The organism is Kitasatospora sp. NPDC028055, assembly GCF_040637885.1.
Taxonomy (GTDB): Bacteria; Actinomycetota; Actinomycetes; order Streptomycetales; family Streptomycetaceae; genus Kitasatospora.
Genome location: NZ_JBEZXE010000074.1, coordinates 1 through 15,616, shown reverse-complemented (window position 1 = coordinate 15,616; position 15,616 = coordinate 1). Strand labels below are relative to the sequence as shown.

Here is a 15,616-nt window from a genome sequence, read left to right as displayed (position 1 = left end):
TGTCAGGCCCGGTCGCAGGCCTGGGCGCGCAGGGCACGGGCCAGGTCGTCCCGGCGCTCCAGCACCAGCCGGCGCAGCGCCGGCGCGGCCTGCGGGTGGCCGTCCAGCCAGGCGTCCGCCTCGGCCAGGGTGTGCTCGTCGGTCTGGGCGATCGGGAAGAAGCCGCCGACGATCCGCATCGCGATCTCGATGGTCCGCTCCGCCCAGACCTTCTCCAGCAGCTTGAAGTACGGCGCCGCGTAGAGGGCGGTCAGGTCGCGCTGGGCGGGGATCGCGAAGCCCGCGCTGTTGGCCTCGACCAGGGCGCTCGGCAGCTCGTCCGAGTCGATCACGGCCGACCAGGCGGCGGCCTTGGCCTCCGGGGTGGGCCGGGCGGCCAGGCACTGGGTGTACTGGCGCTTGCCGCCGGCGGTGTTGTCGGCGGCCAGCTCCCCGGCGAGCTCCTCGTCACCGGCCTGTCCGGCGGCGGCCAGGGCCAGCCACAGCGCCCAGCGCAGCTCCTGGTCGACCTCCAGGCCGTCGATCCGGGCGCTGCCGGCCAGCAGCCCGCGGACCAGGCCGAGGTGCTCGGCGCCGCCGGCGGTCTGGGCCAGGAAGCGGGCCCAGGCGAGCTGGTGGTCGCTTCCGGGCACGGCCCCGCGCAGCTCGCGCAGGGCGCCGTCGGCGAGCCGGCGGGCGCCCTCGGCGCGCCACTCGGGGGCGGCGTACAGGTCGACGGCGGTCTTGGCCTGGGCGTGCAGCGACTGCAGCACGCCGATGTTGCCCTCCTGGCCGGCGAAGCGCAGCACCAGGGCGACGTAGTCGCGGGCCGGCATCAGGCCGTCCCGGGTGAGGTTCCAGACCGCGGACCAGGCGAGCGCCCGGGCCAGCTCGTCGCGGATGTCGCCGAGGCCGGTGCGCAGGGTCTCCAGCGAGTCGGCGTCGAAGCGGATCTTGCAGTAGGTGAGGTCCTCGTCGTTGAGCAGGACCAGGGCCGGGCGCGGGCGGCCGACGGCCTCGGGGACGACGGTGCGGGCGCCGGTGACGTCCAGCTCGATCCGCTCGGTGCGCACCAGGGCCCCGTCGGGGTCCCGGTCGTACAGGCCGATCGCGATCCGGTGCGGGCGGAGGGTGTCGCCGTCCTGGAGGACGGCGAGTTCGGTGATCCGGCCCTCGGCGTCGGTGGTGACCTGCGGGGTGAGCGCGTTGACGCCGGCGGTCTGCAGCCAGGCGGCGGCCCAGCTCTTGAGGTCGCGGCCGCTGGTCTCCTCCAGGACGCCCAGCAGGTCGCCGAGTTCGGTGTTGCCGAAGGCGTGCCGCTTGAAGTAGCGGCGGGCGCCCTCGAAGAAGGCCTCCGAACCGACGTAGGCGACCAGCTGCTTGAGGACGGAGGCGCCCTTGGCGTAGGTGATGCCGTCGAAGTTGAGCTTGGCGTCCTCGAGGTCGCGGATGTCGGCGGTGATCGGGTGGGTGGTGGGGAACTGGTCCTGCCGGTAGGCCCAGGCCTTGCGCTGGTTGGCGAAGGTGACCCAGGCGGAGGAGTAGCGGGTGCGGGCGCCGATCAGGCCGTAGGAGCCCATGAAGTCGGCGAAGGACTCCTTGAGCCACAGGTCGTCCCACCAGCGCGGGGTGACCAGGTCGCCGAACCACATGTGCGCCATCTCGTGCAGGACGACGTTGGCGCGGGACTCGTAGGCGGCGTCGGTGACCTTCGAGCGGAAGACGAACTCCTCCTTGAAGGTCACGCAGCCCGGGTTCTCCATCGCGCCGATGTTGTACTCGGGGACGAAGGCCTGGTCGTACTTGCCGAAGGGGTACGGGTAGTCGAACTCCTCGTGGAAGAAGTCGAGTCCGAGCTTGGTGACGCCGAGGATCTCCTCCGCGTCGAAGTGCGGGGCGAGGGACTTGCGGCACATCGCGGAGAGCGGGATCTCCAGGGTGGTGCCGTCGGCGAGTTCGCGGCTGTAGTGGTCGGTGGCCACGTGGTACGGGCCGGCCACCACGGCGGTGAGGTAGGTGGAGATCGGCCTGGTCGGCGCGAACTCCCAGGTGCGGGCGTCGCCCTGGGTGGTGACGTGCTCGTGCACGGCGTTGGAGCGCACGTCCCAGGCGGCCGGGGCGGTCACCGTGAAGGTGAACGGGGCCTTGAGGTCGGGCTGTTCGAAGGTCGCGAACACCCGGCGGGCGTCGGCCGGCTCGTAGTGGGTGTAGAGGTAGGTCTCGCCGTCGGCGGGGTCGACGAAGCGGTGCAGGCCCTCGCCGGTGCGGCTGTAGGCGCAGTCGGCCTCGACGGTGAGGACGTTCTCGGCGGCCAGCCCGTCGATGTGCACCCGGGCGCCGTCGTAGGCGGTGGCCGGGTCCAGGGCGCGGCCGTTGAGGGTGACCGAGCGGACGGCGGGGGCCAGCAGGTCGAGGAAGGTGGCGGCGCCGGGCTGGCTGCAGCGGAAGGCGATGGTGGTGGTGGAGCGGAAGGTGGCGGCCGCCGGGTCGGGGGCCGAGGTCACGTCCAGCCGGACCGTGTAGCCGTCGACGGCCAGGACGCCGGCTCGCTGCTGTGCTTCCTCGCGGCTCAGGTTCTTGCCCGGCACGGCGGTACTCCTTTGTCCGGCCCGCACGGTGGTGCGTGCGTGGATGCTGCGGTTCCGTGCGCGGTCGGTGGGTCGCGCACGCAGGGGCATCCTTTCACGCCCGCCCCGGCCGGTACCATTGCACAGGCCGCCGCGCCGGGGCCGGAATCAGCGGCGTCGGGCGGGTGTTGGGGTTCTGGTGGGGCGACGCCCCGCTGCCTCGGAACACCTCACGAAGGACGAGACCCAGTGACGACTGCCGCTGAGCGCAAGACCGCCGACTTCTGGTTCGACCCGGCCTGCCCGTGGGCGTGGATGACGTCCCGCTGGCTGATCGAGGTCCAGCAGCTGCGTCCGGTCGACGTGCGCTGGCACGTGATGAGCCTGTCGGTGCTCAACGAGCACCGCGACCTGCCGCAGAGCTACCGCGAGCTGCTGGACAACGCCTGGGGCGCGGTGCGGGTCTGCATCGCGGCCGCCGAGCAGCACGGCGACGAGGTGCTGGGCCGGCTCTACACCGAGCTGGGCCTGCGCTTCCACAACCAGGGCCTGCCGCAGAACCGGGAGACCATCGAGGCCGCCCTGGTGGCCGCGGGCCTGCCCGCCGAGCTGGCGGACGCGGCCGGCACCGACGCGTACGACGAGGCCCTGCGCGCCTCCCACAAGGAGGGCATCACCCTGGTCGGCGAGGACGTCGGCACCCCGGTGATCGCGGTCGAGGGCGCGGACGGCGAGCGGGTCGCCTTTTTCGGCCCGGTGGTCACCCCGGCCCCCAAGGGCGAGGCCGCGGCCCGGCTGTGGGACGGCACCCTGCTGGTGGCCTCCACCCCGGGCTTCTACGAGATCAAGCGCACCCGGACGGCCGGCCCGTCCTTCGAGTAGGCCCCGGCACGCACGGCGAAGGCCCGGTACCACGCGGTACCGGGCCTTCGCCGTGCGTGCCGTCAGCGTCCCGCGGCCGCGTCCCGGCGCTGCTTGAGCAGCCCGGCCGCGCTCAGCAGGGCGACCAGCACCCCGGCCGCGTACAGCTGCTGGCGGTTGCCCTCGGTGGTGGTCATCAGGGCGAGGATGCCGGCCACGGCGGCCATCGCGACCCAGGTCAGGTACGGGTAGCCCCACATCTTCACGGTGAGCAGCTCGGGCGCCTCGCGCTCCAGCCGGCGGCGCATCCGCAGCTGGACGATGCAGATGAACAGCCAGACCACCAGGATGGCGACGCCGGTGGTGTTCATCAGCCAGGTGAACACGGTGTCCGGCCAGAACTTGGCGGCCAGCACGGCGCCGAAGCCGAACAGGCAGGAGGCCAGCACGGCCCGGCGCGGCACCCCGCCGGACACCTTGGTCAGCGCCTTGGGGCCCTGGCCGCGGCCGACCAGCGAGTACGCCATCCGGGAGGCGCCGTAGATGTTGGCGTTCATCGCGGACAGCAGCGCGATCAGCACCACCACCTCCATGATCGTCCCGGCCCCGGGCACCCCGAGGTGGCGCAGCACCGTGACGTACGGGCCGTCGGCGACGACCGACGGGTCCTTCCAGGAGACCAGGGTGACCACCAGGGCCATCGAGCCGATGTAGAAGATCGCGATCCGCCACACGGCGGTGCGCACCGCGTTGGCGACGTTCCTCTTGGGGTCGTCGGACTCGGCCGCGGCGATGGTGACCGTCTCCAGGCCGCCGTACGCGAAGACCGAGGCGAGCAGGCCGACGATCAGTCCGCTGACGCCGGTGGGCAGGAAGCCGCCCTGGCCGGTGAGGTTGGTGCTGCCGGGGGCGCCGGGGCCGATCACGCCGGCGATGCCGAGCCCGCCGATGACCAGGAAGGCGATGATCGCGGCGACCTTGACGGTGGCGAACCAGAACTCGAACTCGCCGAAGTTCTTCACCGCGGTGAGGTTGCTGGCGCAGAAGAAGACCATGAACAGGGCGACCCAGACCCAGGCGGAGACCCCGGGTATCCAGCCGTTGACGATCTTCCCGGCGGCGGTGGCCTCGGCGGCGACGCCGCAGCAGAGCATCACCCAGTACATCCAGCCGGCCGTGATCCCGGCCCAGGGGCCGATCTCCTTCTCGGCGTGCACCGAGAAGGAGCCGGAGGCCGGGCGGGCGGCGGACATCTCGCCGAGCATCCGCATGATCAGCATGACCAGCAGGCCGGAGAGGGTGAAGGCCAGGATGATGGCCGGCCCGGCGGCCGCGATGCCGGCGCCGGAGCCCACGAACAGGCCGGCGCCGATGACACCGCCGAGGGCGATCATCGACAGGTGGCGCTGCTTGAGTCCGTGGCTGAGCTGCTGGCCACCGGACGGCGGGGGAGCGTCGGTGGTCCCGCGCGCCGGGGGCGCGGAGGTGGGGGCCATAGAGGTGGATCCAGACTGTGCGGAATGCGGCATGAGCTGTCCAATATCCGGGGCCCCCGCTGCTCATGCCAACGATGTCCGCCGCCGGACCACCATGCGGACCGGGTGGTGACCGTGAGTGTCGGCCTGGTCGCCGAAGGTTGCCAGGAGCCGGACCCGACAAGCTTCGTGGGCGGTGCTTTGTCCGAAACCGTGGGGCCGGCGCAGTGGATCACCGCGTAGGTTCACAGGTGTTCACTCACCTGGACCCCACGGAGGAGCCCCGATGGCCACTGCCACCACCCCGATAGCGCGCCGCGCCGTCCTCGCCGACCTGCTGCCCGCCGCCTCGACCCGCCTCGGCACCCAGGTCCGCGACCTGGCCCTGGTGGTCGGCGGCGCCGCGCTGACCGGCGTGGCCGCCCAGCTGTCGGTCAACGTGCCCGGCTCGCCGGTGCCGGTCACCGGCCAGACCTTCGCCGCCCTGCTGGTCGGCACCGCGCTCGGCGCCCGCCGCGGCGTCGCCTCGCTCGCGCTCTACCTGCTGGCCGGCGCGGCCGGCCTGCCCTGGTTCGCCGAGGGCACCTCCGGCTGGGCCATGCCGTCCTTCGGCTATGTGCTCGGCTTCGTCCTCGCCGCCGCCCTGACCGGCGCGCTGGCCCGCCGCGGCGCCGACCGCTCCCCGCTGAACACCGCGGTGACCATGGGGCTGGGCAGCCTGGCCATCTACGCGGTCGGCGTCCCGTACCTGGCGTTCAGCCTGCACGTCCCGCTGGCCCGCGCCGCCGAGCTGGGCCTCTACCCGTACCTGGTCGGCGACGCGCTCAAGGCCGCGTTCGCCGCCGGTGCGCTGCCGCTCGCCTGGAAGCTGCTCGGCCGCCGCTGAGACCCGGGCCCCGTTGTCGGGCCCGGGCGCACCCGCATGCCACACTCATGGCATGCGCGTGTACCTGGGCTCCGACCATGCCGGATACGAACTGAAGAACCACCTCGTGGAGTGGCTCAAGGGGGCCGGCCACGAGCCGGTCGACTGCGGGCCGCACATCTACGACGCCGAGGACGACTACCCGCCGTTCTGCCTGCGCGCCGCCGAGCGCACCGCCGCCGACGCGGACGCCCTCGGCATCGTGATCGGCGGCTCGGGCAACGGCGAGGCGATCGCCGCCAACAAGGTCAAGGGCGTCCGTGCGGCGCTGGCCTGGAGCGTGCAGACCGCCGAGCTCGGCCGTCAGCACAACAACGCCAACGTCATCTCCATCGGCGGGCGGATGCACACCGTCGAGGAGGCCACCGAGTTCGTCGAGGTCTTCCTCAAGACCCCCTACAGCGGCGAGGCCCGGCACACCCGCCGGATCGAGATGCTGAGCGAGTACGAGACCACCGGCGAGCTCCCGCCGATCCCGGCCCACCACCCCCAGGGCTGATCCACCCGCCACCGACGGCCGGCCGCACCCTCCCGTGCGGCCGGCCGTCGCCGTCCGCGCTGCTCCCGTCGGCTGTGTCGTCGGCCACAGGCGACCGCGCACCCGCAGTCGCGCACGCGGGGCGCACGCGCTGCCCGCGGGCTCCCTGCGCCCAACCGGCGCACGCCTCCTGACGGCACGCCCGCCACCGGCCCGATCGGCCGAAACCCGCAGAGCGGCCCGCGCGCCGGGGCCACCGCCCGCCCCCGGGCCGTCGACGCCGGGCCGTACCCGTGGATAGGGTCGGACCCCATGGCTGGCAGACCGCCGGGCGCACCGCCCCAGACGACTGCGACGAGGCCCGGCGCCGCCCCGGCGTCCGAGCCCGTGACGGCCCGGCTGCGCAAGACACTCCGCCGGGCCCGCCGAAGGCTGCGCACGGCCGGGGTGGACTACTTCCGCGGCGGCGCCGCCGACTGGCCGGTGCTCTGCGCGCTGGCCCTGCTCGTCCCGCTGATGATCCTGCTCAACATCTGGATCCCGGACTGGGCCCCGCCCACCACCCTGGTCCTGCCGATCCTGGCGGGAGCGCTGCTGCTGCGCCCCGGCTCCCTGGTGGTGCTGTACGCGCTGGCCGCCCTCGGGCTGTCCGCCGAGTCCGTGATCCACACCGGCCAGCGGGTCGCCAGCGACAACCCGGAGGCCTACGTCTACGGCGTCACCCCCGGCGCGGCCCTGGTGGTCGGCGCCGCCGGGGTGGGCGGCCTGCTGCTGGCCCAGTTCCGGGCCCGGGTCGGTGTCCCCTGGTGGGGCGGCTCCACCATGCTGTTCGACCTGCGCGAGCGGCTGCGGGTGCAGAGCCGGGTGCCCGAGCTGCCGGCCGGCTGGCACGCCGACATGGCGCTGCGCCCGGCCGGCGGCCAGTCCTTCTCCGGCGACTTCGTGGTGGCCGCCCGCACCGGCCCCGGCCAGCGGCTGCTGGAGGTGGTCCTCGCGGACGTCTCCGGCAAGGGCATGGACGCGGGCTCGCGGGCGCTGCTGCTGTCCGGCGCCTTCGGCGGCCTGGTCGGCTCGCTGCCCGCGCACGACTTCCTGCCCGCCGCCAACGGCTACCTGCTGCGCCAGTCCTGGGAGGAGGGCTTCGCCACCGCCGTCCACCTGGTGCTGGACCTGGACAGCGGCGAGTACGAACTGCTCTCGGCCGGGCACCTGCCGGGCATGCAGCGGCTGGCCGGCGAGGGGCGCTGGGAGGTCAAGGAGGCCGAGGGCCCGCTGCTCGGAATCTACGACGGCGCCAAGTTCGACGGCGTGCGCGGCCGGCTGAACCGGGGCGACGTGCTGATGCTGTGCACCGACGGCATGGTCGAGGCGCCCGGCCGGGACCTCGCCGAGGGCATGGACCGGCTGATGGGCGAGGCCGACCGGCTGGTCCCCGGCGGCGCCCCGGGCAGCGGAGCGGGCGCGGCGGGCGCGCTGATCGAGACGGTCGCCCGGGACATCAACGACGACCGAGCCGTGCTGCTGCTCTGGCGCGATTGATATTCGCCCGCTCGCTGTTACTCGCCCGCTCGCCTCCGGGGCGCTCGGATCCGGTGCCGACGGTCGTCGCTCCGGCGCTCGTGCCTCGCTTGTCGCTCCTCGCTTTCGGCACCGGCGCGCCCCTTCGGCTCGGGGCGGGAGCCCGCGCGCGGGCCCGCGTCATGTGCCACCGGCAGTGCCGTCGTGTCAAGCCTGGCAGCTGATCTTCGGCCATATCGGACGGCCCGTCGGCTGAGCGGATCCGCGACCTCCGCTCCGCGCCCCCGGACGTTTCCCGGCCGCTCAGCAGCGCCCCGCCGACGATTCGTCAGAACGGCTCCGCTATCGTCCCGGTCGGCGGAAACTCGTCCCGCATCGCAGGATGTCGGCGTTGGGCTGACTGTCAGACCTTTACGCAATCGGCACGGTCGACCACACTGAGTCCGGGCGGGACTGTTCAGGATTCGGGGGATGGGGGGCGACACGTGCGGCACACCAGACAGCGGGCCGGTGCGTGCACCTCCGCCGGCGCTGCGCCGGACGGTCCGCGATTCCGCCTCGGGACCGTCGGACAGGCCGGGGTCCGGCTTCGCAGGTGCCGCCGGGCGGCGGCGCCACGCTATGAAACGAGGAAGTGAGTCCGGGTGGCACTCTCCGTCTCCGCGCTGGTCCTGTTCGCGATCCTGTGCATCATCTTCATCCGGAACAAGCAGCTGAAGATCCCGCACGCGATCGTCGCCGCCCTGTTCGGCTTCATGCTGCACGAGACCACGATGGCGACCTCCATCAACTCCCTGCTGGCCAACCTGGCGCACAGCATCTCCAGCATCACGGGGGGCTGACCGGCAGGGCCGGACGCCCTCCGCCAGGGGCTTACCGGCCGGCCCTCCGGGCTTCCCGCCAGCGGGCGAACAGACCCCGGGCGCGCGCCGCCGCCGGGGCCGGGGCACGCACCGGCACGGGTGCCGGGGCGCTCGTCGGCGTGGCCGCGGCCGCCGCCCGTTCCGCCGTCAGCAGCACGAACAGCCGCGCCCAGCACAGCCGTTCGCCGCGCGGCCAGTCCAGCGCGCGCAGCGCCGCGGAGGCCGCCTCCGACACCTCGCCGCCCACCCGGACCTCGGCGACGTCGTCGCCCGCCTTCCCGCCCAGGAAGAGCTTCACCCCGACCGGCCCCGGCCCGCTCAGTTCCCGCTCCAGGGCGGGCGCCAGTGCGGACAGCACCCGGTGCTCGGCGAGCCAGGCCGCCAGGTGCTCGTTGCCGAAGCCGAACACCGCCGCCGGCCCCTGCACCGCCCGCCAGCCCGGGAGTTCGGGCAGGTTCGGGCGGTCGGCGTGGATCCCGCGCCCGTCGGCCAGCTCGACCAGCACCGAGGCGGTGGTGGTCGCCCAGAGCTTCACCGCGTTCGCGAGCTTCTCCTCCTCGGTCTTGCCGAGGCCGGGCGCGCAGTCCCACACCACCGGGGCGTCCGCCCGGCCCAGGTGGAGCACGAAGCCGAGGTCGACGTGCCCGGCGCCGCCGTCCTCCCCGGGGTGCTCGCGCACCGCCACCGCGGTGGTCCCGGGGCCGCGCACCACCTCGCCGTCCGGGTGGAAGTCCTGGCCCAGTCGTGCCATCTCCCGGATCACACAGCGCTGTATGACGGCCAGTCGCTCCTGCGGACCCACGGGACTCCTCCACTTCGGGAGCGCGGCGCCACGGGTCGCGCTCGAACTGCGCTCGAACGCCGCCGAGGCTATCGGCCCGACCGCCGTGCGGGAAACCGTGCGGACGCCTTCTCCCTGCGGTCGCGGATTTGTCCGGTATGCCCCACTTTGGGGAGCGGAACCGACAGCCGTCCGCCCTGGAGAGCCCGCATGGCCCGCATGGCCCGCACCGCCCCGACGCCCCCCGCGCCCCACCCGGCCGCCCTGGCGGACCTGCTCGCCGGCCCGGACGGCTCCGGCCTGGTCGCCGAGGTGGAGGCCTACCTCGCCTCGCTGCCCGCCCCCGCGCGCACCCCCGGGCCGTACGTCTGCCGCTACGGGAGCACCCTGCGCCCCTGGCACGCCGGCCACCCGGAGCCCCGGGCCACCCTGCTCGACCGGGCGCTGCGCCGCCCCGCCCGGCCCGTCCCGGTCACCGCCGCCGACCACCTGCGGCTCGCCTCCCGCTACATCGGCGCCCACGGCTGGCTGCAGGGCGCGATGTGGGACACCACCGGGCGGGTCTGCCTGCTCGGCGCCCAGGCCGCCGTCCTGGCGTACGGCTACGGCACCCCGGCGACCGTGCGGGCCGGCCGGGTCCAGCTGATGGAGGTGCTGCACGCCACCGGTCGCCCGGCGCGCTCCCCGGACGAGTACAACGACCGCCCCACCACCCGGGAGGGCGACGTCCACCTGCTGCTCGACCGGGCCGCCGCCCGGGCCGCCCGGCTGGGGCTCTGAGGCGCCGCCCGGGCCCGGGAACGCCGACGGCCCCGGTGCGCTGGGCGCACCGGGGCCGGGCCGGAAGAGCGGGTGACGAGAATCGAACTCGCGTGACTAGTTTGGAAGACTAGGGCTCTACCATTGAGCTACACCCGCGCGAAGCCGCCGACCGTTCCCGGTCGGAAGTTCGGGAGACAGCGTACCCGCTCCGGTCCCTCCCGTGCACACCGCATTCCGCGCACGCCCCCTTCCGCGCCGCTCCCGCCGTGCCCCGAATAAGTCGACGAGCCGTACAGGCCCGGCGTGTACGCTTCCTCTCGGCACCACGGGGTGTGGCGCAGTTTGGTAGCGCGTCCGCTTTGGGAGCGGAAGGCCGTCGGTTCGAATCCGGTCACCCCGACAGTGCGGCAGGGTCTCGCCCACCGGGGCGGGGCCCTGTTCTGTTCGGGCGGTACGGTGGCGCCTGGCGTCCGCCTTTCGTGGTACCGGTAGGATGGGGCGCTGGCGGTAGTCCCTGTGGCGTCAACCCAGGTCAACCGCCCGAGGGCGAGGAGTCAAGCTCACCGTCCACCCACACGGGAGATGCAGCTCCAACCGCCCATCGCCCGTCTCGTCCGACCCACCCGTTCCGGCTCCGGCCGGGCGTGCGGGACGGGCGGAGACAACCTGACCGCAAGCCCCTAGGAGACCTAACCGTGAAGAGCGCCGTCGAGACTCTGAACCCGACCCGGGTTCGACTCACCGTCGAGGTGCCCTTCGAGGAGCTCAAGCCCAGCCTCGACGCGGCGTACAAGAAGATCAACCAGCAGGTCACGGTTCCGGGCTTCCGTAAGGGCAAGATCCCGGCTCGCGTCATCGACCAGCGCTTCGGCCGTGGTGCCGTGCTGGAGGAGGCCGTCAACGACGCCCTGCCGCGCTTCTACACGCAGGCCGTCGACGAGGGCAAGATCGAGGTCCTCGGCCAGCCCGACATCACCAACATCGAGGGTGTCGAGAAGATCGCCGACGGCGGTGACCTGAAGTTCACCGCCGAGGTGGACATCCGTCCGGAGATCACCCTGCCGGAGTTCTCCTCCATCGAGGTGACCGTCGACCCGATCGCCGTCTCCGACGAGGACATCGAGAAGTCCCTCGAGCAGCTGCGCGAGCGCTTCTCCTCGGTCAAGGACGTCGAGCGCGCCGCCGCCGAGGGCGACATCGTGGTCGTCGACCTGATCGCCAAGGTCGACGGCGAGGTGCCGGACGACGGCACCGCCACGGGCGTCAGCTACGAGATCGGCTCGGGCCGCCTCATCGACGGCATCGACGAGGCCGTGCTCGGCCTGTCGGCCGGCGAGGAGAAGACCTTCGAGACCGAGCTCAAGGGTGGCACCCAGGCGGGCAAGACCTCCGAGGTCACCGTCACCGTCAAGGCCGTCCAGGAGAAGGAGCTGCCGGAGCTGGACGACGAGTTCGCCCAGCTGGCCAGCGAGTTCGACACCCTGGAGGACCTGCGTGCCGACTCCCGCAAGCGCCTGGAGCGCATGAAGGAGTACGACCAGGCCACCCAGGCCCAGGAGAAGGTCCTCGACGCCCTGCTCGCGCTGGTTGAGATCGAGTACCCCGAGAAGCTCCTGAAGGACGAGATCGAGACCCGCAAGCACAACCTCGAGCACCACCAGCTCGAGCCGATGGGCCTGAACCTCGACACCTACCTGGAGACCCAGGGCAAGACCCGCGAGGAGTGGGAGGCGGAGATCGAGGAGCAGGCGAAGAAGGGCATCAAGACCCAGTTCGTCCTGGACCAGATCGTCGCCAACGAGGAGCTGGGTGTTAACCAGGAGGAGCTCACCGAGCACCTCATCCGCCGTGCGGCCGGCTCCGGCCTCACCCCGGACCAGTTCGCCCAGCAGGTCGTCCAGGGCGGCCAGGTTCCGCTGCTGGTCGGCGAGGTCGCCCGCGGCAAGGCGCTGGCCACCGTGGTCGAGGCCGCCAAGGTCGTCGACACCGAGGGCAACGAGATCAACTTCGACGACGAGGACGAGACGGCCGAGACCGTCGAGGCCGCCGCCGAGGAGAAGACCGAGGAGAGCACCGAGGCCTGAGTGCCCCGGTAGCCCCCTGAGGCGCTGCAACGGGCCCGGACGCCGTACGGTGTCCGGGCCCGTCGTCGTCCCACCGGACACCCGGGTGCCCCCGCGACCCTGCGCTCACAGCGAACAGTTCTGCGTGAGGGATTCTGCGGCCGGGCCTGCGCGTTAGGGTCCTTGGACAGCAACAATCACGACGTGATACCCGGAAGCTGTGCGACACCGTGACGGCCGCCCGGCGGCCGTCCAAATCGACTGAGCAGGTGGCTAAGTGACGTTCCCGCAGATGCAGATGGGCCCGATGGCGCCGCACGCCGCCTCTGGTGACGTGCTCGGCGGCCTGGGCGACCAGGTCTACAACCGGCTGCTCAACGAGCGGATCATCTTCCTCGGCCAGCAGGTCGACGACGACATCGCCAACAAGATCACCGCGCAGCTGCTGCTGCTGGCCGCGGACCCCGAGAAGGACATCTTCCTCTACATCAACTCCCCGGGCGGCTCGATCTCGGCGGGCATGGCGATCTACGACACCATGCAGTACATCAAGAACGACGTCGTCACCATCGCGATGGGCATGGCCGCCTCGATGGGCCAGTTCCTGCTGACCGCCGGCGCCAAGGGCAAGCGCTTCTCGCTGCCGAACGCCAACATCCTGATGCACCAGCCCTCCGCGGGCCTCGGCGGTTCCGCCACGGACATCCGCATCCAGGCCGAGCAGCTGCTCCGCACCAAGAAGCGGATGTCCGAGCTGATCGCCTTCCACAGCGGCCAGTCCTTCGAGCAGATCACCCGGGACTCCGACCGCGACCGCTGGTTCACCCCCGAGGAGGCCCTGGAGTACGGCCTCATCGACGCGATCATGCACAGCGCCGCGGACGTCCCCGGCGGCGGCGGCACGGGCGCCTGAGCCTCGGCCCGGCCCACGAGACCACAGCCACAACGCCCCGGAGGACAAGAACCCCCATGAACATCCCCAGCCTGTCGGCCGCCCAGGCCCGCGTCGAGGACATGCGCGCCGAGGGTCGCTACATCGTCCCGCGCTTCGTCGAGCGCACCACGCAGGGCATCCGCGAGTACGACCCGTACGCCAAGCTGTTCGAGGAGCGCATCATCTTCCTCGGCTCGCAGGTCGACGACGTCTCGGCGAACGACATCATGGCGCAGCTGCTGTGCCTGGAGTCGATGGACCCGGACCGCGAGATCCAGATGTACATCAACTCGCCCGGCGGCTCGTTCACGGCCCTGACGGCCATCTACGACACCATGCAGTACGTCAAGCCGGACATCACCACGGTCTGCATGGGCCAGGCGGCCTCCGCCGCGGCCGTGCTGCTCGCCGCCGGCACCCCCGGCAAGCGGATGGCGCTGCCGAACGCCCGCATCCTGATCCACCAGCCGTACACCGAGACCGGCCGCGGCCAGGTGTCCGACCTGGAGATCCAGGCCAAGGAGATCTTCCGGATGCGCGAGCAGCTGGAGCAGATGCTCTCCAAGCACTCCAACAGGTCGGTGGAGCAGGTGCGCGAGGACATCGAGCGCGACAAGATCCTGACCGCCGAGGAGGCCGCCGAGTACGGCCTGGTGGACCAGATCATCTCCACCCGCAAGACCTCGCTGACCTCCTGAGGCCGGCACCGTCGGGGCGGGGCGCGCACCCGGTTGCGTGCCCCGCCCCGACCCGTCGGCGGGCGCTGCCACGGCATCTGTTCGGTATCAATTCGCCCAGGGCGTAGGGCAGACCCGGCGAAGAGGACGGAATCACGGGCCCGGCAGAGTACCGTCGGATAGCGAGACCGAGCGCCGTCGGCGCGGACGGTCCACAGCACCAGGCCCCGGAACCCCCGCGGGGCCCCTGGCGAAGGGGAAGCACCTCGTGGCACGCATCGGAGACGGTGGCGACCTGCTCAAGTGCTCGTTCTGCGGCAAGTCGCAGAAGCAGGTGAAGAAGCTGATCGCCGGCCCAGGCGTGTACATCTGCGACGAGTGCATCGACCTGTGCAACGAGATCATCGAGGAGGAACTCGCCGAGACCTCCGAGGTCCGCTTCGAGGAGCTCCCGAAGCCGCGCGAGATCTACGAGTTCCTGGACCAGTACGTGGTCGGCCAGGACCTCGCCAAGAAGGCGCTGTCGGTCGCGGTCTACAACCACTACAAGCGGGTCCAGGCGGGCGAGGCCGGCCGTAGCGGCGGCAACGGCCGCGAGGACGCGATCGAGCTGGCCAAGTCGAACATCCTGCTGCTGGGCCCCACCGGCTCCGGCAAGACCCTGCTGGCGCAGACCCTGGCCCGGATGCTGAACGTCCCCTTCGCGATCGCGGACGCCACCGCGCTGACCGAGGCCGGCTACGTCGGCGAGGACGTCGAGAACATCCTGCTCAAGCTGATCCAGGCGGCCGACTACGACGTCAAGAAGGCCGAGACCGGGATCATCTACATCGACGAGATCGACAAGGTCGCGCGCAAGAGCGAGAACCCGTCGATCACCCGCGACGTCTCCGGCGAGGGCGTGCAGCAGGCGCTGTTGAAGATCCTGGAGGGCACCACCGCCTCGGTGCCGCCGCAGGGCGGGCGCAAGCACCCGCACCAGGAGTTCATCCAGATCGACACCACCAACGTGCTGTTCATCGTCGGCGGTGCCTTCGCAGGCCTGGAGCGGATCATCGAGGGCCGCGCGGGTGCCAAGGGCATCGGCTTCGGCGCCAACATCCGCTCCAAGCGCGAGTCGGACGCCAGCGACCACTTCCGCCAGGTGATGCCCGAGGACCTGGTGAAGTTCGGCATGATCCCCGAGTTCATCGGCCGTCTGCCGGTGATCACCAGCGTGCACAACCTGGACCGCGAGGCGCTGCTGCAGATCCTCACCGAGCCGAAGAACGCGCTGGTCAAGCAGTACCGCAAGCTCTTCGAACTGGACGGCGTGGAGCTGGAGTTCTCCCGGGACGCGCTGGAGGCGATCGCCGACCAGGCGATCCTGCGCGGCACCGGCGCGCGCGGTCTGCGGGCCATCATGGAGGAGGTGCTGATGTCCGTGATGTACGAGGTCCCCTCGCGCCAGGACGTCGCCCGCGTGGTGGTCACCGGGGACGTCGTCTCCAAGCACGCCATCCCCACCCTCGTCCCGCGCGACATGATCAAGCGCGAGCGCCGCGACAAGAGCGCCTGAGTCCGGGCCCGGGCCCGGGCCCGGGCCCGGGCCCGGGCCGACGGCCTGCGGCCCGCGGTAGCGAAGGGGCCCCGCACCGGAACACCCCGAGGTGGCGCACAAGTACGCGGCTGTCGTCGCCACCGGGCGCAGCGACTTCCCGAACCAGATCAACAACGTGCTGGCCTTCCCGGGC

The 15,616-nt window shown here is 72.1% G+C and carries 13 protein-coding genes and 2 tRNA genes; 11 read left to right on the top strand and 4 right to left on the bottom strand.

The features are described from left to right. Positions 1 to 2: 2 nt before the first annotated feature. A complete protein-coding gene (pepN, locus tag AB0F71_RS37770) occupies positions 3 to 2,567 on the bottom strand; it encodes an aminopeptidase N (RefSeq protein WP_360245102.1) in 2,565 nt (854 codons plus the stop codon). A 294-nt stretch (positions 2,568 to 2,861) separates the two neighbouring features. On the opposite strand from pepN, the gene AB0F71_RS37765 reads away from it, so the two are divergent. Beyond that, on the top strand, positions 2,862 to 3,428 hold the full coding sequence (locus AB0F71_RS37765; RefSeq protein ID WP_360245144.1) for a disulfide bond formation protein DsbA: 567 nt from the start codon (positions 2,862 to 2,864) through the stop codon (positions 3,426 to 3,428). Positions 3,429 to 3,490: 62 nt separating this feature from the next. On the opposite strand, the gene AB0F71_RS37760 is transcribed toward AB0F71_RS37765, so the two are convergent. Continuing rightward, positions 3,491 to 4,801 (bottom strand): amino acid permease, encoded by a 1,311-nt coding sequence (locus AB0F71_RS37760; protein WP_360245141.1) that lies wholly within the window; start codon positions 4,799 to 4,801, stop codon positions 3,491 to 3,493. 367 nt (positions 4,802 to 5,168) lie between these two features. Between AB0F71_RS37760 and AB0F71_RS37755 the strand changes: the two genes are divergently transcribed. The 4 genes from AB0F71_RS37755 to AB0F71_RS37740 all read left to right on the top strand — a co-directional run bounded on the left by AB0F71_RS37755 (position 5,169) and on the right by AB0F71_RS37740 (position 8,645). Next, entirely contained in the window at positions 5,169 to 5,768 is a 600-nt protein-coding gene (locus AB0F71_RS37755) for a biotin transporter BioY (RefSeq protein ID WP_360245099.1), read from the top strand. 52 nt (positions 5,769 to 5,820) lie between these two features. Beyond that, positions 5,821 to 6,306 carry a ribose-5-phosphate isomerase gene (locus AB0F71_RS37750; protein WP_360245096.1) on the top strand — a complete coding sequence of 162 codons (486 nt, stop codon included), beginning with the start codon at positions 5,821 to 5,823 and terminating at the stop codon, positions 6,304 to 6,306. A gap of 291 nt (positions 6,307 to 6,597) precedes the next feature. After that, complete coding sequence (locus tag AB0F71_RS37745) at positions 6,598 to 7,824, top strand: PP2C family protein-serine/threonine phosphatase (RefSeq protein ID WP_360245093.1); 1,227 nt, start codon at positions 6,598 to 6,600, stop codon at positions 7,822 to 7,824. Between the two features lie 623 nt (positions 7,825 to 8,447). Further along, positions 8,448 to 8,645, top strand: coding sequence for a hypothetical protein (locus tag AB0F71_RS37740; protein ID WP_188304780.1), 198 nt, complete (start codon positions 8,448 to 8,450; stop codon positions 8,643 to 8,645). A gap of 31 nt (positions 8,646 to 8,676) precedes the next feature. Here AB0F71_RS37740 and AB0F71_RS37735 read toward each other — a convergent pair whose 3' ends face one another. Further along, positions 8,677 to 9,417 (bottom strand): DUF6348 family protein, encoded by a 741-nt coding sequence (locus AB0F71_RS37735; protein WP_360245090.1) that lies wholly within the window; start codon positions 9,415 to 9,417, stop codon positions 8,677 to 8,679. Positions 9,418 to 9,657: 240 nt separating this feature from the next. On the opposite strand from AB0F71_RS37735, the gene AB0F71_RS37730 reads away from it, so the two are divergent. Next, positions 9,658 to 10,227, top strand: coding sequence for a hypothetical protein (locus AB0F71_RS37730; RefSeq protein ID WP_360245087.1), 570 nt, complete (start codon positions 9,658 to 9,660; stop codon positions 10,225 to 10,227). Between the two features lie 67 nt (positions 10,228 to 10,294). On the opposite strand, the gene AB0F71_RS37725 is transcribed toward AB0F71_RS37730, so the two are convergent. Beyond that, positions 10,295 to 10,365 (bottom strand) — tRNA-Gly (locus AB0F71_RS37725). Positions 10,366 to 10,535: 170 nt separating this feature from the next. On the opposite strand from AB0F71_RS37725, the gene AB0F71_RS37720 reads away from it, so the two are divergent. From AB0F71_RS37720 to clpX, 5 genes are all read left to right on the top strand, one after another. Next, a tRNA-Pro gene (locus tag AB0F71_RS37720) sits at positions 10,536 to 10,609 on the top strand. Positions 10,610 to 10,904: 295 nt separating this feature from the next. After that, the gene (tig, locus tag AB0F71_RS37715) at positions 10,905 to 12,293 is read left to right on the top strand and encodes a trigger factor (protein WP_360245084.1); all 1,389 of its coding nucleotides are present in this window, start codon (positions 10,905 to 10,907) and stop codon (positions 12,291 to 12,293) included. A 277-nt stretch (positions 12,294 to 12,570) separates the two neighbouring features. Then, positions 12,571 to 13,185, top strand: coding sequence for an ATP-dependent Clp protease proteolytic subunit (locus AB0F71_RS37710; protein ID WP_329931219.1), 615 nt, complete (start codon positions 12,571 to 12,573; stop codon positions 13,183 to 13,185). A 56-nt stretch (positions 13,186 to 13,241) separates the two neighbouring features. Next, the gene (locus tag AB0F71_RS37705; RefSeq protein ID WP_360245081.1) at positions 13,242 to 13,904 is read left to right on the top strand and encodes an ATP-dependent Clp protease proteolytic subunit; all 663 of its coding nucleotides are present in this window, start codon (positions 13,242 to 13,244) and stop codon (positions 13,902 to 13,904) included. Between the two features lie 247 nt (positions 13,905 to 14,151). Next, positions 14,152 to 15,441 (top strand): ATP-dependent Clp protease ATP-binding subunit ClpX, encoded by a 1,290-nt coding sequence (clpX, locus tag AB0F71_RS37700; RefSeq protein WP_030283761.1) that lies wholly within the window; start codon positions 14,152 to 14,154, stop codon positions 15,439 to 15,441. The last annotated feature ends 175 nt before the right edge of the window (positions 15,442 to 15,616 follow it).